The organism is Arthrobacter oryzae (genome assembly GCF_031454875.1).
Lineage (GTDB): Bacteria > Actinomycetota > Actinomycetes > Actinomycetales > Micrococcaceae > Arthrobacter > Arthrobacter oryzae_D.
Window position 1 is genome coordinate 135821 of sequence record NZ_JAVDRQ010000002.1, and the last position, 25566, is coordinate 161386.

Consider the following 25566-nt stretch of genomic DNA (forward strand, 5'->3'; position numbering starts at 1 on the left):
GCCGAGGCTGCGGAAGGTGAGGAGAACTCCATCCAGAGCTTTTGGCACGAGACATTTAGTCTCAGTTCGTACATAGGTAGAGTGGGCGACATCCTAAAGCGTGCCGAGAGCTAGCTGCAAGGTTAAGTCATGAAGAATTCGAGTCTTGGGTGGCTTTCGTAAGGTCGAAAGCTGAGGCCTTGCCCGATGGGTCAGCGCTGGCTGTCCGGTCGCAGGAGAAACACGGGCCTCGCAGGACCGCGGGATCAGTACCATGGACGCTGAAAGGCCACCACCGTTAGGTTATGGGTGCCGACGACCGGCGTGGCTGAGCAACTGGTTTGGTCAGGATCCAGACAGGGGTCCGTGAAAATATGGCCAGGACTCGGCCAGATCAAGCCCCGCTGATGGTTGGGCGCATCTGGCGATGAGAGGGCCCTCGGCGGCGCCACCTGTTGTACATGCATTTTGTTAGAAGGAACGCTGCAATAGTTCTTACGCCTCCGTAGGATCACTTAACGCTCCCGCGCATTTCATCAATGCACGTTGCATTAGAGGGCTTGCAGGCAACTAAATTACCGTAACGCAAAAAACCAAATTCCAGCCAACCCGGCCGAAACGCCTCCAAGTATTGCCGACATGAGTCTGTCTTTGAGCGATACGAGGAGCAGTGTGGATGTTGCCGCGTCGACACCAGCGTAGGCGCACAGCAATACGACGAGCTGGAATCCCGGCAGATTGACTGATGCAAGGGCGAATCCGACGACGACCGGCACGGCTAAAATAGTCACCCGCGAAGCGCTCGGCTTGAGGAACCTGAATGACATTCGCTGAGCGGTCCCAGCGGCTGCAGAAGCCACTGCCCAGAGGCTCAGACAGACAGCAGGCACGGTGAGTTCTGGACGGTACGCGGCCACTCCCACGATTCCCAACGACGAGGCGATCACTAAACCAGCCGTCAAAATCCGCAGAAACTTGCGCCCAGCGGCCGGCGAATCTATTTTCTGGTGTACCAGGATGGGCATGACAGAGTTTACAAGCGTTGCGCTGATCGAGCCGACAATTTTGACTGCCAGGTTCAGTAGTGTGACAGCGGAGGCGGGGAGCAGAACCGCCAACGATTGCAGCACCGTCAGGCCGACGTAACCGATTCCAGCCTTGCCGAGAAACCAAAGAGATGCTGAACTTCTTTGAGCCTTCGAGCGAGGGGAGAGGCGCACTACCTCATCGCCGACCCGGAGTCTTGCCATGACTACAAGGAGGACGCTATTGCCGATAATTAGTCCGCAAATCATGAACAGGACGGCGGAAGGGGCGCTGGAAAACGGAAAGAGAAGAATGAGCAGGGCGAGAAAGTTCGCCGGAAGCGCCACGCCGGAAATCCATCTGGGATTTCCGGCAGCTTCAGCAGTTACTGCCCTGAACCAGACTCGGGCCTGCAAAGTTGCGTTGACGAGGGATGCGACGGCAATGGGCGCGAGGTCAGGGCCGAGCCTTTCACTTATGTAAAGCCATCCTGCTCCCGCTGCGACTAGCAGGGAGCAGAGCAAGGGTGTCAACCACCGCAACCGTTTGATTGCCCGGCGGGTGATCTTGTCGTCGTTGAGTAGCAGCGGATACATGACTCCGACGATGACAATTTGTATGGGCAACATGCCGATGTTAAACAAGTAGAAGTAGGCATCGGTAGATTCATTTGCGCCTACACGCCACAATAGAACCAGCAGCTGGGCCAGGCCGATAAGCTGTGACCCAAGTGAGAGAGCCGGACCGCGGACAATGGATTTGGCAACCAGTGCTCTGCGCGGAGGGCGTGGGCGGGTCTGTGTCTTGGACTTCATATCTGGTCCTGACGAATGGGGAGCTGGCCTTTGTGGCGCGTCGGCCGCAGAAGGCTAGCACGCTCAATTTTTTTCATTGCCGATATCGGGGTGAGCCTTGGGCTTGGCCGATATTGTTAGGACCGATCAACTTTTGAAGCAGGGAACAACCCCGCAGGGCGTTCATTCTCGGTGAGCACTGTCGCATCGAAGTTCTGGCCCACCGAGGAAGTGGTTTCTCGTTTACCGCCCGCCAGACGCATGCTGGATGCCCGGGGGGCGACCCTAGTCTCCGCCACAGGTTTGTCGTCATGCCCGTAGTAGGAGTACGCGTACGCATCGGGGCCTTTTGCCGGGAGTCGGTTCAGCACGATGCCGAGAATGTTCGACCCGACCATATCGAGGGCGTTCAACGCCTTCTGGAGATCATTTTGACGTAGCTTTTGCGAACCTACTACGACGACGACACCGCCTACGTGCTGTGAAAGGACGGCCGCATCTGTGACTGGCAAGAGGGGAGGCGCGTCAATAACTACGTGGTCAAAAGTATGTTCAAGCTGAACAATCAGGTCCTTCATCTCCACGGAACCGAGCAGTTCGCTGGGGTTGGGTGGGATTTGACCAGAGGTGAGGACGAAAAGGTTGTCGTCTCCCCAGGGCTGGAGCAGATCGTCGACGTCAGATTCTCCCACTAGAGCCGTCGTAAGACCAGCGTTTCGGTCGAGTCCAAGGTACTCGTTGACCATTGGCCGCCGGAGATCGGCGTCTATGAGGCAAACTGACTGACCCGCCTGTGCGAGAGCGATTGCGAGATTGGTTGCAGTGGTGCTCTTGCCTTCGCCCGGGAGGGACGACGTCATTAGGACTGTCTTGGCGCGGCCCGAGACGTTCGCGAATTGCAGATTCGTACGTAATTGTCGGAAAGATTCAGCTCGTGGACTTTGCGATTCGGACTGTGTAAGCAGCGGTTTCTTTACCGCGTCCTGATCGAATGAGATACCGCCGAGGAGCGGAGCATTAGTAACATGCCTGAGGTCCATTTCGCCGCGGATACGATTGTCCAAAATGGTCTTAAGAACAGCAGTTGCGACGCCCAGTGCAAGCCCGATAACCAAGCCAAGAAGGAGGTTCATTCGCGTATTCGGCGCTGACGGTTCTTCCGGAGCAACTGCAGGTTTGATAATGGAGAGGCTCACCGGCGAAGTTCCGCCTGTTTTTGGTTTTTCCAGAGTGTCCACGGCATTGATGAGGCTGTCCGACACTGCCTGCGCGATCGCCGCAGCCTGAACAGGGGAGCTATCTGTAACGGAGATGTTGATCAGAACCGTGTTGATGTCCGTCGAAGTCGTGACTCGGCTGGCGAGCTCGTTTGCACTCAATGGTAGGCCCAGGGCATCAATGGCCGGCTGCAGAACAATGGGCGAACCGACAGTTTTCACATAGGACTGCACTCGCGCCTGACTAAATGTATTGCCTTGTTGAAGTTCCTGAACGGACCCGGAGTTTTGGATCGCTACGAACAGCTGTGTATCCGCTGTATATGTTGGCTTGGATGCAACTGAGGCAACGCCAGTGATCAGCAGAGCCATCAACGTGACGGCTACAATCAAAATCCAGTTTTGCCTAAAAATGCGCAAATAGTCGCGTAGGTCCAAACCGAGGTCCCCCTGTGTCAATGGCTGGGACCTGCCGCGAAGCATCCCCAGAACGGCAATATTCGTGCGGTCTCAACAATGATAGCGTCTGCCAGTTATTGTGTGCTCCACGTTGCGGCGCAGGGCTGGGCCGTATGACAAGACGCCCAATTTGAACGCTGGGCAAGGTGGTCGTCGGTTATGAACCTTGCGCTTCAGCTTTGACTCGAAGTAGCGCATTGGTTTAAAAGTCTTGTTGCAGGGCGGTAGCGTTGCGCGTTTCTCCGCTGTACGAGGTTCCCATGGATGTCCCGACGCTTCGGCGATCAGCAGGGTGTAGGTCCACTCCTCTGTGCCTGCAAACCGGAACTAGATCAACGCGTATCAACATCCTCAAACACCAAGAACGTCTGCGTATCCAAAACCCCCGGCATGGACTGCAGCTGGTCAAAAATCACCCGACGCAGGTCCACGTTGTCCACAGCCCGCACCAGCAGGATGACGTCAAAGTCGCCGCCCACAAGGGCAATGTGGTGCACTTCCGGGATAGCCCTGAGGAGCTCGCGCAGTTCGCGCCACGAATGCTGCCTCACTTTAAGCGTCACGTAGGCGGAGGATTTGAGTCCCGCCTTTATAGGGTCAACCAGTGCCGTGAACTTGGTCAGCACTCCCTCGCCGGTTAGCCGTGCGATCCGCGTATAGGCGTGCGCCCGTGAAATATGCACGTTCTCGGCCACCTGAGTGACTGACATCCGCCCGTCCCGTGTCAGCTCCGCGATGATGTTCCGGTCCACGTCATCCAGCGGCACCGCCACCTGGTCCGCCTCGGTCTCTGCCATTTGTCCAAAACTCCCGCCGGTAACGCAGCTCACACTTACGATTTGTCTTTCAGAGTAGGCCAGAATTTCGTACTTCTCCACGGTTCTTCCCGGGACTGGATACGAAAGTTCCTTCAGGACGATACTGGAAACGAATAGTGGCTACAGAAGGACGGACCAATGACGATCTCCGCGGACCACACCGCCCTCGGGCCGGATGTGCCGGAACAGCCGGCCGGGAACCACGTGACTGAAGACGCCGCAGCCGAGGCCGTGCGCAAGTTCGGGATCACGGTGGAGGACTACATGCTGCCGGCCCGCCACCAGATCCAGATGGTGGACCAGGGCGGCACCCTGAACCCCCACACAGAGCAGGGCGCGCAGCCCGGCCACGAATACTCTCTGCCGGGTGACGCCGAACTGCTGGCCGCCTATGAACAGCTGGTAGTCGGCCGCCGCGTCAACGACCAGAACTCCGCCCTGGTCCGCCAGGGCCGCATGGCTGTCTACCCCTCCAGCCACGGCCAGGAGGCGTGCCAGGTTGCGGCCGCGCTTTGCCTTGCCGACGGCGACTGGATCTTCCCCACCTACCGCGACTCCGTGGCCGTGATGGCCCGCGGTGTGGACCCGGTCCAGACCATGACACTCTTCCGCGGCGACTGGCACAGCGGCTACGACCCCGCCAAGCACAAGGTGGGCATCCAGTGCACGCCGCTGACCACCCAGCTGCTCCATGCCGTCGGTGTTGCACACGCCGCCAAGCTACGCGGCGAGGACACCGTCGTCCTGGCCATGTGCGGCGACGGCGCCACCAGTGAAGGCGACTTCCACGAGGCACTGAACTTTGCCGCCGTCTTCCACCTGCCCGTTGTGTTCTTTGTCCAGAACAACCAGTACGCCATCTCGGTGCCGCTGGCACATCAGTCTGTGGCGCCGTCGCTCGCGCACAAGGCCGTGGGCTACGGTATGGCCGGCGAACGCGTGGACGGCAACGACGTCGTCGCCCTCCTCGCCGTGCTCGGCCGGGCAGTCAAGCTGGCCCGCGAAGGGTCGGGCCCGCTCCTGGTGGAGGCCCATACCTACCGCATGCAGGCGCACACCAACGCCGACGACGCCACCCGGTACCGCCAGGACAGCGAAGTGGCCCAGTGGGTGGCCAGGGATCCGCTGAAGCGGATGCAGACCTACCTGACCGACCGTGGTCTGCTGGACGACGACGGTGCCGCGCGGATTGCGGAGAAAGCCGAGGAGGTTGCCACGCAGCTTCGGGAAGGGTTGGGCGAGGACGTTCCCGTCGACCCGCAGGATCTGTTCCGGTACGTGTTCTCCGCACCCACTCCGCAGCTGAAGGAACAGTCCGCCCTGCTCGCCGATGAACTGGCCCGGGACGCCAGCGCCGGCGCATCATCCGATACGGAGGCCGCAAAATGAGCCCCACTGTCACCACCTCCTCCGAGGTCAACGGCAACGTCAGCGCGGCAACCGCCCGGGCCGCCGCCAAGGCGGCCGCCACCGCGGACTCGACCGGTCCGCAGATGATCACGATGGCGAAGGCACTGAACACCGCCATGGCCGATGCCATGCACGCCGACTCCTCCGTGCTGGTCTTCGGGGAGGATGTGGGGATGCTCGGTGGCGTCTTCCGGATCACGGACGGACTTACGAAGACTTTCGGCGAGTCCCGCTGCTTCGACACTCCGCTGGCCGAGTCCGGCATCGTCGGCATGGCCGTGGGGATGGCCATGAACGGCATGCGTCCGGTGATCGAGATGCAGTTCGATGCCTTTGCCTACCCTGCCTTCGAGCAGATCGTCAGCCACGTGGCCAAGATGCACAACCGGACCAAGGGCGCGGTTAAGCTGCCCATCGTTATCCGCGTCCCGTACGCCGGCGGCATCGGGGGAGTGGAGCACCACTGCGACTCCTCCGAGTCCTACTACGCTCACACCGCAGGCCTGAAGGTCTTCACCCCCGCCACGGTTGCCGACGGCTATCGCATGCTCCGGGAAGCCATCGACTCCGATGACCCGGTGATGTTCATGGAGCCCAAGAAGCTCTACTGGTCCAAGGACCTGGTGGACCTTGCAGGGCTCCGCGGTGAGCACGCCGCGAACGCCGAGCGGGGGACTTCCTCGGAAGGCCGTGCCGCCGTCGCCCGCCCCGGCACCGATGCGACGCTGATCGCCTACGGTCCGTCCGTGCCAACCGCGCTGGCCGCCGCCGCAGCGGCGGCAGAGGAGGGCCGCTCGCTGGAAGTGATCGATGTCCGCTCCATCGTGCCGTTTGACGACGAGACTGTCTGCGCGTCGGTCCGCAAGACCGGCCGCGCCGTAGTCATCGCCGAGGCCCACGGGTTCGCGTCGGTGTCCTCGGAGATCGTGGCAAGGGTCCAGGAGCGCTGCTTTCACTACCTGGCCGCGCCCATTCGCCGCGTCACCGGCTTCGACGTGCCTTACCCGGCCCCGAAGCTTGAGCACTACTACCTGCCCGGCGTGGACCGCATCCTCGACGCCGTTGACGACCTCCAGTGGGAAGACTGATCAGATGAGCGAAACGAAAGTATTCCTGCTGCCGGACCTGGGCGAAGGCCTCACCGAAGCCGAACTGGTGAACTGGCTCGTGGCCGTGGGCGACGAAATCCGGGTGGACCAGCCCATCGCCGAGGTTGAGACTGCGAAGTCCATGGTGGAGGTCCCGTCCCCGTATGCCGGCACCGTTGCCGTGCTTCACGGGGAACCTGGGCAGACCCTCGACGTCGGCAAGCCTCTGATTTCGGTCACCCCCATTGGTTCCCCGAACTCGGTGGTTGAGCCTGTCGAAAACAAGCCTGTGGAAACGCCGGTGGTCGAGCTTGCCGAAACCACGTCTGTCGAAACCGCAGCCGACACTTACCGGGAAGAGGAAAAAGCCGGCTCCGGCAACGTCCTCATCGGGTACGGAACACCAGGCGGGCACGGTGTCGCCCGTCGCACTCGGCCACGTAAAGCCTCGGCGGCCGGCACGTCGGTGATTGAGCCAGTCCGCCCGGCGATTGAGCCTGTCGAAATCCCGGAAGCGGAGAAAACCGCCGATGATCTCCTGATCCTGCGCACCCGTGTGCCTGGCAAACTCGGTGCGGTGATTTCGCCGCTGGTCCGCAGGATGGCCCGTGACCATGGAGTTGATTTGGGGGAACTCCAGGGTTCAGGGGCAAGCGGCCTGATCATGCGGAAGGATGTCGAAGCAGCGATCGCTCCTGCCCCGGCAACGGAGCCGCACCGGGCGCTGGCGGTTGAGCCTGTCGAAACCCGGCGTTCAGTGGTTGATCGAGGCTCCGTGGCGGAGCATGTCGAAAGCGGCGCGGAGACCGACTCCCGCACAGGTCTCGGCATCACCGCCCGGACGCCGGTACGCGGCGTTCGCAAGGCAGTGGCGGCGAACATGACCCGAAGCCGCTCCGAGATCCCGGAAGCCACAGTGTGGGTCGATGTTGATGCCACGGCCCTCGTGGAGATGCGTGCCGCCCTGAAGAAGGCGGATCCGCACAACACCCCAGGCCTCCTGGCATTCATCGCACGCTTTGTTACGGCTGGATTGAAGAAGTACCCGGCACTGAACACCAGGATTGTCACTAGGGAGGACTCCGCAGGTGGGGAGAGCCAGGAGATCGTCTCGTTCGACGGCGTCAACCTCGGCTTCGCAGCGCAGACGGACCGCGGACTGATGGTGCCGTCAGTGCGCAACGCGGACAAGATGAGTGCCCGTGAGCTGGATGCCGAAATTCGCCGACTCACCGCAGTCGTGCGTGAGGGTAAGGCGACACCGTCCGAGCTGGGCAGCGGGACCTTCACACTGAACAACTACGGCGTTTTTGGAGTGGACGGCTCGGCAGCGATCATCAACCACCCCGAAGTGGGGATCCTTGGTCTGGGGCGGATCATCGACAGGCCGTGGGTGGTCAACGGTGGGCTGGCGGTCCGCAAGGTCACGGAGCTGACCCTGACCTTCGACCATCGCGTATGCGATGGGGGAACGGCTGGTGGATTCCTTCGCTATGTGGCAGACGCGATCGAGAACCCGGGTTCAGTGTTTGCTGACTTTTAGGACCCGATTTGCTCATTGCCGATTGAGGAGTGAGGGCAAATTCAAACCCGCTCGCGGTTTTCTGCCGCGGGCGACGTTGCGCAGAATATTGCCAGAACGTGGAAGGCACACCACTTGTCATGCGGGTTCATATATTGTCGTGCGGCACCTTGGTTACGTAAGCCGCCTTACTATATAGCTCGGCGGCCCGCCTCTCGGTGTGCCCAACATGAGGCGGGCCGCCGCTTGGGGGATTGCCGCGGAATTGAGACCTTCTGACCAAGTGATGCACTTGAGGTAGGCTCCCGCCCTTTCCGATACCCAAATACATGCCATCAATAACCGGCAGGCCCATGACCGTACGGTTAGCGCGCAGCCACATCGCGAAGCCAGCGTTCAGCCTCCGACGTGCCGCCGACCGACTGGCGCCACTCATCGGCACCGAAATTCGCGGCGCCTTCTGATCGAGGCTAACGCTTATGATTGGGGAATGGAAAATGGGGGAACTACGTTGGCCTCGCCGACACCGCTGGGGGGAATACTTGCCGGGGCGTTGTTCTGCTCCCGTGTCATTTATTTCTCCAGGCCGTATCTCGCCGTTGTCTCGGCGCTGATTGGTACCGTGCTTAGCACGGTTGCTGATGTTGTCTATCGGCGAAATGAGCGCAGGAGTTGAGTCGCTGGTTCTATGCCGCCGCCTTCGCGGTAGCGGCGCTCTTGGGGCTTGTGGCAGTGACACAGCCAATGATGGCGCTGGCAGCTCTTGGCGTCATCGTGATCACGCTGCTCTTCTTCGTAGTGCCGGGTGACAAAGTGGCATTGTTCGCCGGGGCAGCGGTCATTTCGTTGCTGGTCTTGGTGCCGGTACAGAACATCTCCTCTTACGGGAATCTCAAGTACGCGGTTCTGGGTGCGGTGGGCGCCCTAACCGTCGGCACGATAGCCAGGCGCCGTGCATCCCTCGATTACCGGCCCAAGGGTCTTTGGCTATTTGCCGCCTACTTCGCACTCGTGGGCTTGGCGACACCACGATCGCTGGAGCCAGCATCATGGAACCTGCTATTCGGAGCGGTGGTTGCAGGTCTAGCACCAGCCATAACATTCGCGTTCATGAACGCCATTGAGCGACGACAAGTGCTCAAGTTCCTGGTTGCGGTAGCCGCCGCTGAGGCTGCCTACTCTCTATTCGAGTTGATCGCCAGGACAAGTCCGCTCTGGGGCTACGCCAGTGTGACGAAAACAGGCGATCCGAACCTTATGTACAACCAGATCGACATGGCACTAATCCGGTCCCAGGGAACTTTGGGGCACCCTCTGCCGCTCGCCCTACTGTTGCTGGTGGGGCTGGCCTTGGTGGTGCGGGGAGTAGGGCCAGCATCTGCTCTGATGCGCGTGCTGACGGCTGCGCTGCTGTTCGCTGGATGCTTCGCCGCAGGCAGCCGCTCAGCGATGGCCGTTGCGGTTGTCCTGATCTTATTGGGCATCGGGCGGAAGAGGTGGAAAGCCATCGTGGTTGGCGGTTACTTGCTTATCCTTGGCGCCGTGGTCGCCGTTGCAGCTGGCTTCCTAGAGTCCGCGGCCTTTCAGAGGTTTGCCGCCTCTGACTCGTTGAGCCATCGCACAGGAGCGGTCGACGCGATTCCCGGATTGCTAGAAGGGCAGGACTTCGTCAACACTGTGTTTGGCAACGGGTACTTTTCGGCTTATCAGCTCTACCGTGAAGGCCTGTTGCAGGTTGGCAACTTCTTCGCTGTAGACAACCAGTTCGTCATGACACTAGTTGAAGGCGGCCTTTCGGGACTCGCGGTTTTGGTAGTGCTCGTCATTGTTGCTTTCAGAAAGATTGGGCGGACAGCACGGCTCGGGCTGCTGTCCGTGGTCTTCTTCTTCCTGAGCTTTGATGTCTTGTCCTGGCCGTCGGGAATGGCCCTATTTGGGCTGTTTGTTGGGCTGGCGTTCTCTGACCCCAAAACCGAGGAAACGTCCTCCTTGGAAGGGCCGAGCACCTTAACCCGCGCTCGGACCAACTTTAGCTATGTCTGACTGACCGTCCCGAGAGACGGCGAAGGGCACGCGGCAGGCAGGGCGTCGACAATGTAGCAGCCCTTGTCTAGCGCCGGCCCTGAGGGTTGTTACTCTCAGCCGCGACGATCGTGAATTCTCTCTTGGGCGAGACACTTCTCCCTTTTTGTTTGCGCGAGTTCAGCGTCGAACCTTGGAGTCAGCCTCGAGCTGTACTTGACCAACGTTGGCCGGTGAGGCCAGACCACATGGGCAGCCCAGACCTTAGCCGGACGTTGTGCGGGTACCCTGCGTCAGCTGTCAAACCGTCTTGCGGCACACGAGGCGACACGCAATTGATGTTCGGACGAATGTTGGAGGCATACTTCCTTGAGGGATTCGTGCGGGCAGCCGGTCAACGCTCCACGAATGCAGTCTTCTGCGGCGTCACGGAAGAATGGGTGAGCGCCGCGCCTGTAGGATGAAGCGAACCGTTCGGTCGTAACTGGGGGAACTCTTGGCAACAACACTTTGGCAGAAGTCTGCGAGAAATAGGTCTGCTCGAGGTGGCCGGAAACGACCATCGGCGGCGCCTAAGGCTTTCCGTCCCGACATACAAGGTCTGCGTGCTTTTGCTGTCATCGTCGTGATCCTCGACCATCTGGTTCATTGGCCAAACGGAGGGTTCATTGGAGTCGACGTATTCTTTGTCATCTCCGGATTTCTGATCACCGGGCACTTGATGCGCGAGTACGACAAGACCGGCCACATCTCCTTCGTGTCCTTCTACAAGAAACGCGCTAAGCGAATACTTCCCGCAGCCGTTCTCGTGGTGGTGGCGACAGTCTCAATCTCGGCAATCGCTTTCAACAGTTCGAGATTCCAGTCAACCGCATGGGACGGATTCTGGGCGCTGTTCTTCGGAGCCAACTGGAGGTTCGCATCGACTGGGACGGACTATTTCCAGGCTGATGGCCCAGTATCGCCACTCCAGCACTTCTGGTCCCTCGCGGTAGAAGAGCAGTTCTATTTTGTCTGGCCCTGGATCCTCCTAATTGGGTTCATGGTCTTCCTGCGAGGAGACCGAAAATCTTCTTACAGGGCGCGGCACATTGTGGCTGGCGTAGCCATAGGCGTGGTCACGAGTGCGTCGCTGGCTTGGGCTATTTGGGAAACGCAGACAAATGCTGGAGTTGCTTATTTCTCGACCATGTCGCGTGGCTGGGAGCTGGGGATCGGGGCGGGCCTCGCAGTCGCGATTCCTCTAATGCACAAGATGCCGAACTCCATCCGCCCGTGGCTGGCTTGGGCCGGCACAGTGGGGCTGTTCGCTTCGCTCTTCGTGATCAGTGAGTCCACCGCCTTCCCTGCACCTGCCGCACTTCTGCCGACGCTCTCGGCTGCGGTGCTCATAGCTGCTAACACCGGTCACTCTCCGCACAAATCACTATGGATTTTCACGAACCGGGTGAGTGGCTATATTGGCGACATTTCCTACTCGCTGTATCTTTGGCATTTCCCTGTAATCATCTTGGGGGCAGTGTTAATACCGGGCACCGGGCCGTTGTTTTATGTGGTCGTCTCGGCCACGATACTTCTCACATCAGTGTTTGCTTACCACCTATGGGAAGACTCCATTCGTCGCTCAGGCTGGCTGAGCGGCAAGAAACACTGGGTGAAAGAAATAACGTTCAGTGAAGGCTACAAACGCACGGCCCTTGCACTCTTGGCCGTAGTGACTATCGTGACGAGTGGGGTGGCCGTAATGCCTAGAGAGGCCCCTGTTTCTGCCCTGGCATTGGCAAACACGTCAAGTACACCCAAACAAGCAATCGAGCCCACGCCTACGGCTGCGGTCGCCTACGGCCCAGAGACGGAAGCCCTGCAGGCTTCCATCAAGCTGGCTCTCGCTGCCGAAACCTGGCCGGAATTGTCTCCAAGCATGGACGAAGCGATTTCGAGCGACCCTTACCCTCCCGGTGTTTCCGGTTGCGGCACCAAGGACTGGGGCGGTATCGATGAGTGTACGTTTGGTGCCGTGGATGGGGCGAAATCTGTGGTGCTGGTCGGAGACTCAGTGGCCATGAAGTGGGCCGGAAGCCTCATCCCGGTAGCCGAAGCCCGAGGTTGGAAACTCACTGTCGCCGCGATGTTCGGGTGCCCATTCAACGATGCGGAAAAGAGCTTCGACAGCGATGCTAAGAAGGCCGAGTGCGCGTCGCGGATTAAGGAAGTTAAAGACCACGTCGCAACAACTCAACCCGATGCAGTTCTCGTCGCCAATACGTCGATTCTTCCCAATGCGGCTGGTTCGGCAACAGCTTTGAGTCTAGGTAGTTGGAGTTCAGGACTCAGCACAGCGTTGAAGACCATGCCCGCAGGTACGGCAAAAGTAATCATGAGCGCACCACCGGCGGACAAAGACATCCGAGATTGCTACACTCCAACGTCTACGCCAGCGAAATGCGCCAGTTCGAAGACGACCGTGTGGCAGAACGTTTCCGCGGCCGAGGCGGCAGTAGCAAAGGAAGTTGCCGGGTCGTACGTTGATACAAGTCCGCTGTTTTGCGCCCAAGGACTGTGCCCAGCATTCGTGGATACCACGGCGACCAAGCGTGACCTCACGCACATCACATTGCCGTATGCCACAAAGATTGAAGGGGCTTTGAGCGAGTTGATCGCAGATATTATCGATGTCCCGTGATGGCGCAGCCATGCGGCGGTGTTCCAGCGGCCGGACGGATCCCGACCTATCTGCATCTCTTTGGGTGAGGGCAACCAGGGACCGTTTGTACTGACCGTGGAGAATGCCGCAGGTGCGCGAGCGTCAGTTGAACTGCTTCTCCACGCCTGGGAGGCATTTGAATGGCCTAGAATCGGGTCATGACTATTGGGGGGAACATGTCGGATTCACTCGCGCCCGCAGCCCTAGCTGAGGCAAAAGGCGAGCCAAGGAAATATGTACTCCGACATCTGAATGGCGTCCGCATTATCGCGGCTCTGTGGGTGGTTGCTTATCATTATCAGCCCCAGATTTACGGGCTTCTCCCGGAACTGAAGTTCCTCTCCACGCTTACGGGCGCTGGTTATCTGGCTGTCGACCTGTTCTTCGTGCTGAGCGGGTTCATTATTTGCTATCAGTACCTAGGCCGGTTCACCCGCCCAACGTGGCGCGGTTACGGGAGCTTCTTGGTGAAGCGGCTTGCCCGCATCTACCCAGCGCATCTGACCGTATTGTTAGCCTTGGCTGCCCTGGTCATCGGGTCGAGTGCAATCGGCACAAAGGTAAGCGACCCGGATAGCTACAGTGTTTCAGGATTCTTCATGGACCTGTTCCTACTTCGGTCTTGGGTCGGTGACTCCCAAGGCTGGAACATACCGGCGTGGTCGTTGAGCGCGGAGTGGCTAGCCTACGCCCTATACCCCGCGATAGCCCTGGGGGCCGTCTGGCTATCGTCCAAGAGACCGTCCACCCTGTTCTTTGCTGCGGGGCTTATCGTAATACTGGAGGGCGTGGCGACGTGGATTTATCCGTCATCCCACATGCCCGTCCCTGCGGCCCGCATCCTCCTCGCCTTTAGCCTGGGATGCCTCGTCTACCTGGCATCCAAGAAATTCCCGCACGGCCAGCTCGCTGGCTGGCTAGGTGCACTGGCACTCATTGCGCTATTGATTGTCCCCGCGTTGATTCCAATTGGCGGCATACGAGCCTCTGTCGCCTTGCTACTCTCAGCGCTCGTCATCCTCTTGTTGGCTACGGGCTCCGGTCGCCCTGTCCGTGCACTCGGGTCAAAAACTATGAATACTGGCGGGCTCATCTCCTTCAGCCTCTACCTCGCGCACGTCCCGGCCTTGATGATCCTTGTACGCCTACTGCCCGTGGAACGTTTTGATGATGGATCCTTGCCAGTTCGCGCAGGAGTAGCTGCGCTCTACCTCGTCCTTGCCGTTGTAGCCGGGTCGATCCTCTACCGGCTCGTGGAGAAGCCCGCTCATAGACTTATAGTGAGCGCGTACGAGAAGCGGGCAGGTCAGGACTTGGACAATGCGGCCGTCCGCGTCTCACTACGTGGCTGAGCCTAGCGAGTAGGTTTGTCGTTTCTGTCTCTTGCATCGAGCCGCGGAACCTACAGAGGGTCATGGAGTCCGGCAGCCAGTGGTGGCACGGCGCGCCCCCACCGTCAAATGCGGGTAGTGTGGCGCGACGGCGGCCAGTGCTTCGTGGTGCGAAAGTTGCGAAGCCGAGTTTCTTGGCCGCGAATCCGGCCTGATTGCGCCTCAGACAGGTTTCCTCACACGAAGTCTTCAAACTGGGATGTCGTGATGCCGGACTATGTAGAGATCGCCGTACCTTGCCCGGCTGACGCCCGCGTTGTGTCACCTAGCCTCAAGCGAGCAGTTCGCACAGGAGTCCGTCACGGCCCAAGACGGTGCCGGTTGGATGGTGCAGGCGCCTGCCAATGGGCCAACAGTTAGATGTGGCTTCCCGCGGGCACAGCAGTGACGTTGGCGCTGACGTTCTGCTCGGCTTGGACCTCGCCGCGCCGCACGCAGCGCTGCATGGACAATTAACCCAGATGATAGGGAGTGCCCCGGAATGTTCTCCGGGGTGATACCAAGCGCTTTCGCCGAACTCGCAAAGGACTCCGCTTAACCCAATTCGGAGTGGTCCGCGCATCTGACGCTGATTACTGAAGTGCCGGAGCCGCCATCAGGGGATCCATACGAGGTGACGTGGTTCGTCGTGGCGCCGCACGGGGCGCAGAAGTCTTCTGCTGTTTGGTAGCCATAGCCAGATCATAAGCAGGTAAGGGTTTCTCGGGGGTTACCGCTGTGGAACGAAACGTGTGCACTGTCACAGCAGCATTGCCACGCCCGTCGCCACAAGCCACAGCGACCAAGCGATGTAGGTGACAGGCGTCAGCGCGGCCGCCACCTTCCAGCCGTCGCGCTCGAACGGCCCAACGAACTCCAGCGAGCAGAGTGCCAGCACGGCACCCACCACAATTCCCACCAATCCCAGCCATGCCGGCACGGTGTCACTCTGCATGATCGCAGCCCCGACCAGGATGCTCCAGGCGCCGGTGAAGAGATAACCGAGATGCTCGCCCACCGCCACGCCCAGATACCTGTTGAACGCTTGGAAGACGACATCCAGGGCCTCCTTCCGCGCCTCGGAGGCGCCCGGCTCTCCCGCCGCGCGGGCAAGGTACGGCACAAGGAACGGCCAGCGGACCAGCCCGAGGAACTGGACCAGCGCAGCCAGCACGCCGACGGTTGATCCGAGGCTGAGCAGCAGGGGATCGGCGCTGTGCAGGACACCTGCCAGGAGCACCGCCAGCGGCGCCAATAGCACGGCCGTCATGGCGAACGCCCACCAAAGCAAGATGAGCGCCGAGCCGCCCTGCCGGAACCGTTCCAGGACTTCACCGGTGGGACGCCGGAGGATGTCCGGATAGTCGAACTTCGCCGCCAGTGCTGCGAAGGCCGCGTTGAAGGCAAGCGGTAGCAGGATCAGCAGGACGGCCGCTGTGACTGTGGCGTTCACAGGACGTGCTTCACGGACGCGGCAGCAGTCGCGGGGGAGGGAGTTCTCTCAGCCCGACGATGAACAGCGGGGCCGAGGACGCGTCGCAGCACCAGTCCGGTAACAGCCGTGGCAACCAGTGCGCCGCTGGAGCCGAACGCGACGTAGCCGTTGTCGGCGTCGACGATCACATTCGCGGTGACCAGCCAGCCGAGGGCCCAGCTCATGCTGACAGTTGCAGCCCACAGCGCCGTCACGCGCAGGCCTCTACGTAGCGCAACCCCCTGGGCTGCGCCGACCACCGCGCCGGTGACCAGCCCCGACACGACGAGTGCCGGCGTCGTGGTTCCCGCCCCGGTGGCGACCGCCGCGAGGGCGCTTCCGGCACCCACCCCCAGCACGGTGGCCGCGGGCCAGTGCCACCCGGCTGCACGTCCCAGCGCCAGCCATTGTGTGGCGCCGATCACGGCTCCGGCGACGACACCTGCCAGTGCGGCCGTGATCGGGCCGGTGACTGAGCCGGCTACTTGAAAAGCCAGCCAGCCTCCCACCGGGAAGCCGAGGAATGTTGGTGCCCAGCGGAGGAATGACATTGGAGGATCTCCTTGTTGAGATGGTTGTGTACTAAGTACGCTACGGTATAACGTACACTGTACGCAAGAGTCTCAGGACAACAGTTTCCGACCGAAAGCCGGTGCCATGCCTTCGAAAACCTCGGCCGAACCCCGCAGCCGCCGCGCCCGGAACTCGCTGACCATGGACGCCATCCTTGATGCCGCGGAGCAGGTGGCGGCAACCGGGTTCGAGGCGCTGACCGTCCGGGCCGTCGCGGTGGCGCTGGAGGCCGCTCCCATGTCCCTCTACCGCTACTTCGCCACGAAGGACGAGCTGGTGGACGCCCTGCTCAACCGGGTCCTGGGGCGGTTCATCCCACCACCGGAAACCGCTGACTGGGGGGCCGACCTTGCGGCGTTCGCGCGGAATCACCGCCGGTTGCTGCGTGAGCACCCGTGGGCCATCACCCCGCTGATCGGACATCCGTACCCGGGAGCCAACGCCCTGCCTATCGGCGAAGCCGCGCTGCGAATCCTCGAGCGCGCGGGCATCACGGGGGACGCCGCCGTCGCCGCCTTCAGCGGAATCGTGGCGCTGAACTACGGCTGGTCCTCCTTCGTCCTGGCGCGCGAGGCGGCCGAAGCCCCTAGCGGTGGCGGACCGGTGCAGCTGCCGCCGGCGCCGCCGGAGTTTCCGCTCACCGTCGCGGCGGCTGGCCCGATGAGCCGGTACGGAAGCGAAGAGCACTACGAGCGGACCCTCAGGCAACTGCTGGCCGGGATCGCAGCCGACAGTCATTGCGTGGCTGGCAGGTCAGAAGACGAATTGGGGCGCAAGGGCTAAACACTCGCAGGTGTACGGCGAAGCAGCGACCGCTCGCGGCGGGGCGCTTGACCTACAGCGGGTTTGAGGACGAACAGTTATTGCGCATGAAGGCTCCACTTTGCGGATGGGGTTGATCACGTGCGTGATACCCACGGGGCAGTAGTGCCCTAGGAACCGATTCGCTGTCGTGGCACGGTGGTCCGGTTGGGGGAGTTGTTCGCCTCCCGGACCGCTGACGACCCAAGGAATTCCCAAGGTTGGGTCCGTGACGTATTCCTTAGCCTACGGGCTGCACGGTTACATATCAGGTTTCCCCCCGAACCCTGGTGGCATGAAGGTTCAACTCCTTCACAGCCCACTCCTTACGGAGGACGGCCCGTCGAGCCCCATACCGAGCTGACAACCTAAAGGACAAGCGTCGAGGTCGCAGTCCAGCCTGCAAGGGGCCTGAATTACGGCGAAGATTTTGCGGCCGTCGACCCTTGCTCGGACCGGGTGGACATCCAGCGTGACAGCCAGGACGCCGGCAGGAGCAGCAGCCACAGCAGCGGCGTGTACGCGTTCAGGGCAAACGCGGCCGGGATGCTGAGCAGGAAGACCACCGGCACGGCCATGCGGACGGTGAAGATCCGCCGGTGGACATGTGCTGTCATGCCGGGATCCATTAGGTTCGTATGCCGGGCATAACTCCAGATCCCCGCCAGCAGCAGGTAGATCGCGCCGATGTTGGCGGCGTACAGGATGCTGGGCCAGGGCGTGGGGTCATCCCCGTATTCGCTGAGGACGGAGGTGGGAGCCGGGAGCATGGCGATGAAGAACAGCAGTGCAAGGTTCATCCATGCCAGCGTCGAATTGAAGCGGCGGATCAGGGCGAAATCCGAATGGTGCAGAAGCCACGTCTTTGCGATGATCACAAACGACAACGCATAGGCGAAGAGCTCCGGAAGGGCGTTAATCAGTGCACCGTCCAGCTGCGCCGCCGCGATGCCCTCGGGTAGTTTCAGATCCAGGGCCAGCAGTGTCAGGGCGATTGCAAAGACGGCGTCGCTGAAAACACCATCCGCTTCAGGGACGTTCCGGATTCCATGCGGGCACCTCCGTCTCCTCGGGACAACTGGCGTACGGCACAGGTTACTCGACTGCGCCGGACAAAGGCGATGAACGCTCTTTTGTTCCGCCGCCGCGTGCCTTTCCTCAGGGTTCCACCAGCTGGGCGTGGGTAGAATCGAGGCCTAGGATCGCCGGAACGCATGAATACGGAGAACAGAATGTCGCGATGGATGGAGGTCGGCCAGGGTAACCATGTGCTGACCACCGAAGGCTCGAAGCTCAACACCGGACTCATAGTCGGCGCCGAACGCGCCATGGTGATCGACACCGGCGGGGGACCGCGGCAGGGCCGGGAAATCCTGGCCGCCGTGCGTGAAAAGACCCAGCTGCCGCTGGTGGTGGTGAACAGCCACGCCCACTACGACCACTTCTTCGGCAACGCCGTCTTCGCGGACGACGGCGTCACGGAGTTCTATGCGCACGAGAACTGTGCGCGCGAGATTGAGGACAACGGGGACCGGCAGCGCCGCATGGTCGCCACCCTGGAACCCGAAATGGCCGCCGGCGAAGGCGCCGACGCCGAACTGGTGGTTCCCAACGCGATCGTGAAGGACCAGCCGGTGCTGGTGGACCTGGGCGGCCAGACCGTCACACTCTTCTATCTGGGCCGCGGCCACACCGACGGCGACCTGCTGGTGGGAACCTCCACCACCCTGTTTGCCGGGGACCTGGTGGAGCAGGGCGCGCATCCGTCCTTCGAGGACTCATTCCCGGAGGAATGGGCGGACGCCCTGCGGCACATCTCCGCGCTCCGGCACCGCTACGAATTCCTGATCCCGGGGCACGGCGAACCGTGCAGCGACCAGTTCGTGAAGACCATGGCCAACACCATGACCACGGCCGTCCGCCAGGCCACCCAGTCCATCCGCGACACCCCCAGCGACGCCACCAAGGCGATCCCGGTGCTGCCGTACGGGCCGGAGCAGTCCCGCTGGTTCATTAAGCGCCTGCAGGAGACCCGCGCGCACCACTAGGAATTCCATCCATGCGACCTTCGCCTCATTGTTCGCTCAGGGCCAGCTGTCACCGAGGGCACACCGTGCTCTGCCATTGCCAGAAGGGTCCAGTGCGAAGTGGTGACACAGCCCAAAACGGCTGCTACCGCGTTGTTGAGAACAGCAAGACCGCAGCCTTAGGACAAAATTTGATGGGTGCGGTGTCCGAATCCGAACAACTGTCGGTCCGCAGTTTCGCTCCGCGGGTCGGGAAGTCTGACGGGTTCGCCTCGCCCTTAACTCGGAACGTTCTGATCGAAGCCTCAGTTCGGGAGTAAGACGGTCTTGCTTGTCCTGCATACTAGGTTGCCGAACCGATCACGAAGTAGTTGTACTGGAGCCCAGTCAATCCACCGGCCAGTGCGGTGGGAAAGTACACTGCCCAGCCGCTCCCGTTCGCGCCGATGTAGGGCTGCCCGAGCTTGGCGGTGGCGCTGTTGGCCGGGGCCAAGAACACCCGTGCCGCCCCGACGTACGCCTTTCGGAACGTCACTGCGAAGTAGATGTTGTCCGCCGTCGGCGTCGTGCCCGTGGCGAATGACACTTGGCCCGCCGAGTCTGACCCGGAGATGGTGGGCGTGGCCGCTCCCGTCCCGAGTCCCGAGCCGCCGGCAATGGTAGGACGTTGGTTGGTAGCTGGGGTTCGCGCCACGAAGTGGCCAGTGCCAGTGACCCCTGCGTCGCGGTCAGTGATGAGATTCTCGAAGTAGTTGGGGTTGAGGGTGGCGCGGTTGTCCACGACACGCCCTGCCGCGGGTACCGGGGCGATGTTCTCACCGAAGACTGCCCCGGCCATCGTGAACGTCCCGGCGTAAGCCGCGTCGATCAGGACGAACTTCTGATCCGCTCCGCTGAATTTGCAGCCAATGAAGCTTGCGGAGCCATTTCGCAGAGAGATGACATCAACCAAGCGGTCCACGCCGGTGACGCCGAGGAACTCGCAACCGACAAAGTTCACGCCATACTCCACGCCAGCAATATCCGCCTGCGCCTTGATCTCTACGGCCGGCTGGCCCTTGGCATATAGCATGCTGTTAACGAAGTTCACCGAGCGGACATTGCCCAGGACGAGGCTCGGGACGTTCTTGGCTTTCACGCTGCCGCCGGAGACGTTGTAGAAGTTGGCGATGGTCGCTTCGATGTGGAGCTGGTTGAACTTGTGGTATTCAGCGTATTCGTCGTCCGTTGCTCCGCTGGCGATGTCAAGGTCCACACCTGAGTTGTATTCGATGTGGATGTTGTTCCAGTGGAAGGTGTTGGACGGGGATAGAGAGGCGTCAGCGTTGCGCGTGGAGGTGACCTTCACTGCCGGCCACGCCCTGCCCTGCCCTGCGTAGTTTACGTGGATGTCGTCAGCCTGCCCGTTGTTGCACGTCTGGAGTTTCAGCGCCGTGGTGTAGCTCCGGATGAACCGGCAGCGAGTGAGCCGGAGCTCGAACGAGAAATCCACCTTGAGGCAGTAGCCGGCAGCCATTCGCCCATCCAGGCAGAGGTTCTCCAACGCCAAGCCGTTTCCGTAGTGCTGGATGATGTCATGGCCGGCTTTGCTGTCCGCCTTCTGGATGATCGTCTGACCGACGAGGCCACGGTTCTTGAGGCTCGTACCGCCAATCTCAGAGCCGGTGGCGCCGCCGCCGCGCAGCGTTACCGGCGAACCGGGGGCCACGTTAGTGCCGATTATCAGGGGCGCACCGACCCACCACGTAGACACAGAGGGATCGAAGACAATCTCACGGGCAATACCGTCGCTCGACATGTTGTCATCTGCCATGGCAGCGTCAATGGCCGACTGGATGGCGGCGCGATCGTCGGACGCCCAGTCTGCGCGGACGCCAGCGCGGGGCGCCGCAGCGGACGCGCTTAGCGTCGCCACTCCTCCCGAGACGCTGAGGATCGTGCCGTTGATGTGGTTCATGTTGAGGCCTCGCCCCTCGGCGGAATTGTAGACAGTGAACCGCTTCCCTACGTCTTGTGCCGTGAAGCTGTAAGTAGGGCTGGAAAGTTGGTTCGTCGTGATGTTCGCATCTGAAATGGTCCTGAAGTCTCCCTTCGCACCGAAGTCCTTGACGTTCCATGAGAGGGAATCTTTACTCGCGAAGGTGCCTCTGCCAACCGCAAGAATCGTGGCTGATAGGTCAGGAAGCTGCGAAGGCAGGATCTTCGCCCCGCTGTCCAAAGCTGCCACACCCGAAGGGGAGCCCTTTTCCGCGATGGGAACGTATTTGTCGCCGGGGGCGGCAGGGGCGGCTTGGGCGCTACTGGCACCAAGAGCTGCAACGGCGGAAGCACCGGTGAATACAGCCATCAGCGTTCCGAAGCTGAGAAGCCCACGGCGCCTTACGCCGGTATCCGTAGGAGACACCGGCTGATCTTCTTCGCCAATTTCTATAACCATGGCTAGAAGCTATTTCCTCCGACCGGCTCAAAACACCGTGAGGGTTACGTGTCTTTTTGTGCTGTCGTTACTTAGGTGAGGCAGATTGCTACTCAGAGGAATGAAGTGTCCCGTGTGCACAATGTGACTAAAGTGACGAATGTGGAGTGATCCTGATAACCATAGCGACGGCCCGGTGCTTCAGTTCCACAGCATCGGCGCGGCGAGCGACGGCACGCGACACGGGTGGACGTCAGCCATATCCGCACGCTGATCCCTATGGACAGCGCATCGATTAGGTAGACATCTACGCAGAAGCTGCCCTGGTTGCGTTGAGTACGGCCATGATGGCGCCACATGTAACCCGCGGGTTCGGGGTTGCCGCCTGCTGCGGGCCTCGAAGTAACAGCTGCGGAGCTAGGAGCTGGTGCCGAAGCTCATGTAAGAGCGGCCAATCGACTTGCGCCAAGGCTTCGCCTTTGTGCCGCTGATCTGGACAAGCAAGTGGCGGGCGAGGCTAAAGACAGGTACTGGCTACTGAGGTGCAGAGAGGTGTGGACTACGTAGCCTTGGGCCATGATCACACTGATGCATGACGGAGGTCGGCGGAACTCACGCCCGGAGCGGCCGGCCGGATTGAGCCCGGAGGATCTGGGTTGGACCGTCCTGTCAGTCGTTGCCGCGGCGGTGCTGCTTCCTGCAATTGGCCTTAAGGCTGCGGCTGGGGCACTACTCCCAAGCAAGGGCAAGGCGAATGGCCAATCCGATCTTCGGCCGCCCTTTTATGGGTGGAATGACTGAGACTCTCCCATCGAGCCGCCTTCGCTTCGAATCGTAAGCACATAGGGTCTCGCCGGGCATTGCCATCCGACGCCTTTAGGCAGAGGCTCCAGGGGGCTGGCAATTTCTAAAGTCGTTGTTACACTCATGCTTGACGCGGATTCCGCGGTCTCTATTTTCCGCGATCCGGCTCCTGGGGGGTCGACGCCTGGCCCTAGGATCTCGCGATGTCTCACGCCCTGCGCACCCGTCTGTCCGCCCGCTTGTTGATTCCCGGTGTTCTGGCACTGGTCTGCGGCTCCGTGGTTTCACTCCCGGCTGCCGCCGACGACGCACCGGTGCTTCCGGTTGCACCCGCCGTTCCGGCCGTCAGCCAAACCAGCACCACCGATCAGTTCATCGTGAAGTTCAAGGACACCGCGCCCGCCGGCCCGGCCCTTCGGACAGAGTCCCTCGGCAAAGTGGCCCGGAACGTGGGTGTCCTGGTGACCGACATCCGCGGGACAGCCTCAGGGGCCCGCGTCCTGCGGGCCGAGCGGAGGCTGGATGCCGTTGAAACCGAAAAGGCGCTGGCGGCGCTCAGGGGGGATCCCGCCGTCGAGCACGCCGAACCGGACATCCGGATGTACCCGACAGCCGAGCCGAACGACCCCTACTACCCGCTGCAGTGGGGACTGTTGTCCGGCGGCTGGGCCGGCTCGATGAACATGCCCGGTGCGTGGTCACTCAACAGGGGCGCCGGCGCGGTGGTGGCCGTGGTGGACACCGGGATCACCAGCCACCCGGAACTGAATGCCAGCGTCCTCGCCGGCTACGACATGATGTCCGATCCCGCCGACTCCAGGGACTCCGGCGGACGCGACGCCAACCCGCGCGACGAAGGCGACTGGACCACGGCCGGCATGTGCGGTGACGGCGCCCCCGCCAGCCCTTCCTCCTGGCACGGCACCCAGGTGGCAGGCATCATCGCAGCCGCAGCCAATAACTCCAGCGGCATCACCGGAGTTGCACCCGAGGCGAAGATCCTGCCGGTCCGCGCCCTCGGGCCCTGCGGTGGCTACATGTCCGACATCGCGGACGGCATCATCTGGGCCGCCGGCGGGCCTGTCGCCGGACTGCCGGTGAACCCCAACCCCGCCCGCGTCATCAACCTGAGCCTCGGCGGTGACGTGCCCTGCCCGGCAACCTTCCAAAGTGCCGTCAACTTCGCGTACGAATCCGGGGCGGCAGTGATCGCCGCGGCCGGCAACGAAAACCGGCCGGCTGCGGAGACGAGTCCGTCCAACTGTCAGAACGTCATCTCTGTCGCCGCCCTCACCCGCACAGGCAATCTGGCACCGTACTCCAACTACGGACCGGCCGTCGATGTCGCGGCCCCGGGCGGGGACGTGAGCCAGGCGTCCTCGGACGGAATCCTGGTGGCCTTCAACCAAGGCACGCAGGGTCCCGGCGCCGGAACCTACGCCTACTCCAGCGGCACCTCCATGGCCGCCCCGCACGCGTCAGGACTCGCCGCCCTCCTGATGTCCCGGCTGGGGGACCTGGCAACCCCGGACAACGTGGAAGCACGGCTCAAAGTGACATCCACGAACGGGTCGGCGTGTGTCACCAAGACGTGCGGCAGCGGCCTCCTGCAGGGGACGGCAGCACTCAATTTCCAGCCCGACCGTGAGATCAAGGGAGTCCCGCCCATCATCGGCGGCAAGGCCGCCGTCGGGCAGGACCTCTCCGCCTACGCCATCAACTGGACGCCCAGCGACGTCACCTTTTCCTACCAGTGGAACCGCAACGGCGCCCCCATCCAGGGAGCGCAGGCAACCACCTACCTGCCGCAACCGGCCGACGTCGGGACAACACTGACGGTCACCGCCACCGGCAGCCGCTTCTTTGGCCAGAGCGTGTCCGTCACCTCGGAGCCGACGGCACCCGTGGAGGCTGCAACGGTGGTCCCGCCGTACGATCCCTTCATCACTGGGCTGGGCATTGTCGGCGGCACCGTGACCGCATACACGGGGACCTGGCAGCCGGCACCTGTCACGCTGTCCTTCCAGTGGTACCGGGCCGGCGCCGTCATTCCCGGAGCCACCGCGTCCACGTACACGCCGGCCGAGGAGGACAAAGGCACGATCCTGACGGTCCGCGTCACCGGCACCAAGGACGGCTACATCACGGTTCAACGGACCAGTGCTGCAAAAACCATTTCCACCGGGGTGGTCCCGGCCCCGGTGCAGTTCACCGACAGGATCGGCTCGGCCAACGACACGTACACGGTGCCCACGACGGCGGGGGTGGAGTACATGATTGGCGGCAAGGTGGTGCCGGCCGGGACCTACCCGGGGGTGGGCTATGTGCTCGTCTCTGCCAAGCCCATGCAGGGGTACGCGCTGGCGGGCGGCCCCCCGGGCTGGGAATTCGTGTTCGACTCCTCCTTCTTCCGCGACATTACCGACGGATCGGCTTTTGCCCTGGAGATCAACTGGCTGGCAACCGAGGAGATTACCCAGGGGTGGGCCGAACCGGACGGTAAACGGACGTTCCGTTCCGCCGAGCCGGTGAACCGCGATCAGATGGCCGCCTTCCTGTACCGGCTGGCCGGCAACCCGGACTTTGTCCCGCCTGCCGTCTCGCCGTTCGCCGACATCCCCACCAACCATGCCTTCTACCGGGAGATCTCCTGGCTGGCGGCGAAGCACATCAGCACGGGCTGGAAGGAAGAGGACGGCACCAGGACCTTCCGGCCCGGTGCAACGGTCAACCGCGACCAGATGGCAGCCTTCATCTACCGCCATGCAGGGTCCCCCGACTACGTGCCGGAAGCCCAATCGCGGTTTGTGGACATTCCCACCGACCACGGTTTCTACAAGGAAATTTCTTGGCTGGCCAAAATGGGCATCAGCAACGGCTGGGCGGAATCCGCCACCACACGGTCCTTCCGGCCCGGCGCGTCCATCCTCCGGGACCAGATGGCCGCGTTCATGTACCGCTACGCAGCGACGGACTAGTCACCGGGAAGACCGCTAGTCAGTGCCGAGGGCTCCGCCGGTTCACATGCTTGTTACGAGAGTGACTGGTTGCAACAGGTGTGA

16 protein-coding genes are annotated in these 25566 nt (G+C 61.7%); 9 read left to right on the plus strand and 7 right to left on the minus strand.

The genetic code is table 11. The features are described 5' to 3' along the window. Positions 1-554 precede the first annotated feature (554 nt). The 3 genes from J2805_RS03860 to J2805_RS03870 form a co-directional block, all read right to left on the minus strand. Entirely contained in the window at positions 555-1820 is a 1266-nt protein-coding gene (locus J2805_RS03860) for a hypothetical protein (protein WP_309969489.1), read from the minus strand. 116 nt (positions 1821-1936) lie between these two features. Beyond that, on the minus strand, positions 1937-3454 hold the full coding sequence (locus J2805_RS03865; protein ID WP_309969492.1) for a tyrosine-protein kinase domain-containing protein: 1518 nt from the start codon (positions 3452-3454) through the stop codon (positions 1937-1939). 353 nt (positions 3455-3807) lie between these two features. Beyond that, the gene (locus tag J2805_RS03870) at positions 3808-4272 is read right to left on the minus strand and encodes an Lrp/AsnC family transcriptional regulator (RefSeq protein WP_028271531.1); all 465 of its coding nucleotides are present in this window, start codon (positions 4270-4272) and stop codon (positions 3808-3810) included. A gap of 159 nt (positions 4273-4431) precedes the next feature. Between J2805_RS03870 and pdhA the strand changes: the two genes are divergently transcribed. The 6 genes from pdhA to J2805_RS03900 all read left to right on the plus strand — a co-directional run bounded on the left by pdhA (position 4432) and on the right by J2805_RS03900 (position 14391). Beyond that, positions 4432-5682 (plus strand): pyruvate dehydrogenase (acetyl-transferring) E1 component subunit alpha, encoded by a 1251-nt coding sequence (pdhA, locus tag J2805_RS03875; RefSeq protein ID WP_309969497.1) that lies wholly within the window; start codon positions 4432-4434, stop codon positions 5680-5682. Next, on the plus strand, positions 5679-6791 hold the full coding sequence (locus tag J2805_RS03880) for an alpha-ketoacid dehydrogenase subunit beta (protein ID WP_309969500.1): 1113 nt from the start codon (positions 5679-5681) through the stop codon (positions 6789-6791). Before pdhA ends, J2805_RS03880 begins: the two co-directional genes overlap by 4 nt. A 4-nt stretch (positions 6792-6795) precedes the next feature. After that, positions 6796-8334 (plus strand): dihydrolipoamide acetyltransferase family protein, encoded by a 1539-nt coding sequence (locus tag J2805_RS03885; RefSeq protein ID WP_309969503.1) that lies wholly within the window; start codon positions 6796-6798, stop codon positions 8332-8334. A gap of 651 nt (positions 8335-8985) precedes the next feature. Beyond that, the gene (locus tag J2805_RS03890; RefSeq protein WP_309969506.1) at positions 8986-10356 is read left to right on the plus strand and encodes an O-antigen ligase family protein; all 1371 of its coding nucleotides are present in this window, start codon (positions 8986-8988) and stop codon (positions 10354-10356) included. 475 nt (positions 10357-10831) lie between these two features. After that, positions 10832-13018, plus strand: a complete 2187-nt coding sequence (locus tag J2805_RS03895; protein ID WP_309969509.1) for an acyltransferase family protein — start codon at positions 10832-10834, stop codon at positions 13016-13018. Between the two features lie 179 nt (positions 13019-13197). Then, positions 13198-14391 carry an acyltransferase family protein gene (locus tag J2805_RS03900; protein WP_309969512.1) on the plus strand — a complete coding sequence of 398 codons (1194 nt, stop codon included), beginning with the start codon at positions 13198-13200 and terminating at the stop codon, positions 14389-14391. A 778-nt stretch (positions 14392-15169) separates the two neighbouring features. On the opposite strand, the gene J2805_RS03905 is transcribed toward J2805_RS03900, so the two are convergent. Further along, positions 15170-15862 carry a DUF4386 domain-containing protein gene (locus tag J2805_RS03905; RefSeq protein WP_309969515.1) on the minus strand — a complete coding sequence of 231 codons (693 nt, stop codon included), beginning with the start codon at positions 15860-15862 and terminating at the stop codon, positions 15170-15172. Then, positions 15859-16434 (minus strand): hypothetical protein, encoded by a 576-nt coding sequence (locus J2805_RS03910; RefSeq protein WP_309969518.1) that lies wholly within the window; start codon positions 16432-16434, stop codon positions 15859-15861. Before J2805_RS03910 ends, J2805_RS03905 begins: the two co-directional genes overlap by 4 nt. Positions 16435-16540: 106 nt before the next feature. Between J2805_RS03910 and J2805_RS03915 the strand changes: the two genes are divergently transcribed. Beyond that, a complete protein-coding gene (locus tag J2805_RS03915; protein WP_309969521.1) occupies positions 16541-17239 on the plus strand; it encodes a TetR/AcrR family transcriptional regulator in 699 nt (232 codons plus the stop codon). A gap of 434 nt (positions 17240-17673) precedes the next feature. Here J2805_RS03915 and J2805_RS03920 read toward each other — a convergent pair whose 3' ends face one another. After that, positions 17674-18447, minus strand: a complete 774-nt coding sequence (locus tag J2805_RS03920) for a TMEM175 family protein (protein WP_309970549.1) — start codon at positions 18445-18447, stop codon at positions 17674-17676. Positions 18448-18489: 42 nt separating this feature from the next. Here J2805_RS03920 and J2805_RS03925 point away from each other — a divergent pair, with 42 nt between their 5' ends. After that, positions 18490-19305 carry an MBL fold metallo-hydrolase gene (locus J2805_RS03925; RefSeq protein ID WP_309969523.1) on the plus strand — a complete coding sequence of 272 codons (816 nt, stop codon included), beginning with the start codon at positions 18490-18492 and terminating at the stop codon, positions 19303-19305. A 322-nt stretch (positions 19306-19627) separates the two neighbouring features. Here J2805_RS03925 and J2805_RS03930 read toward each other — a convergent pair whose 3' ends face one another. Next, positions 19628-21631 carry a hypothetical protein gene (locus J2805_RS03930; RefSeq protein WP_309969526.1) on the minus strand — a complete coding sequence of 668 codons (2004 nt, stop codon included), beginning with the start codon at positions 21629-21631 and terminating at the stop codon, positions 19628-19630. Between the two features lie 1076 nt (positions 21632-22707). Here J2805_RS03930 and J2805_RS03935 point away from each other — a divergent pair. Continuing rightward, on the plus strand, positions 22708-25482 hold the full coding sequence (locus J2805_RS03935; protein ID WP_309969528.1) for a S8 family serine peptidase: 2775 nt from the start codon (positions 22708-22710) through the stop codon (positions 25480-25482). Positions 25483-25566 lie beyond the last annotated feature (84 nt).

Coding starts and splice junctions, on each gene's coding strand:
- J2805_RS03880 (WP_309969500.1), top strand. CDS start 5,679: ATGAGCCCCACTGTCACCACCTCCTCCGAGGTCAACGGCAACGTCAGC.
- J2805_RS03910 (WP_309969518.1), bottom strand. CDS start 16,434: ATGTCATTCCTCCGCTGGGCACCAACATTCCTCGGCTTCCCGGTGGGA.
- pdhA (WP_309969497.1), top strand. CDS start 4,432: ATGACGATCTCCGCGGACCACACCGCCCTCGGGCCGGATGTGCCGGAA.
- J2805_RS03885 (WP_309969503.1), top strand. CDS start 6,796: ATGAGCGAAACGAAAGTATTCCTGCTGCCGGACCTGGGCGAAGGCCTC.
- J2805_RS03860 (WP_309969489.1), bottom strand. CDS start 1,820: ATGAAGTCCAAGACACAGACCCGCCCACGCCCTCCGCGCAGAGCACTG.
- J2805_RS03925 (WP_309969523.1), top strand. CDS start 18,490: ATGTCGCGATGGATGGAGGTCGGCCAGGGTAACCATGTGCTGACCACC.
- J2805_RS03930 (WP_309969526.1), bottom strand. CDS start 21,631: ATGGCTGTATTCACCGGTGCTTCCGCCGTTGCAGCTCTTGGTGCCAGT.
- J2805_RS03870 (WP_028271531.1), bottom strand. CDS start 4,272: ATGGCAGAGACCGAGGCGGACCAGGTGGCGGTGCCGCTGGATGACGTG.
- J2805_RS03915 (WP_309969521.1), top strand. CDS start 16,541: ATGCCTTCGAAAACCTCGGCCGAACCCCGCAGCCGCCGCGCCCGGAAC.
- J2805_RS03900 (WP_309969512.1), top strand. CDS start 13,198: ATGACTATTGGGGGGAACATGTCGGATTCACTCGCGCCCGCAGCCCTA.
- J2805_RS03935 (WP_309969528.1), top strand. CDS start 22,708: ATGTCTCACGCCCTGCGCACCCGTCTGTCCGCCCGCTTGTTGATTCCC.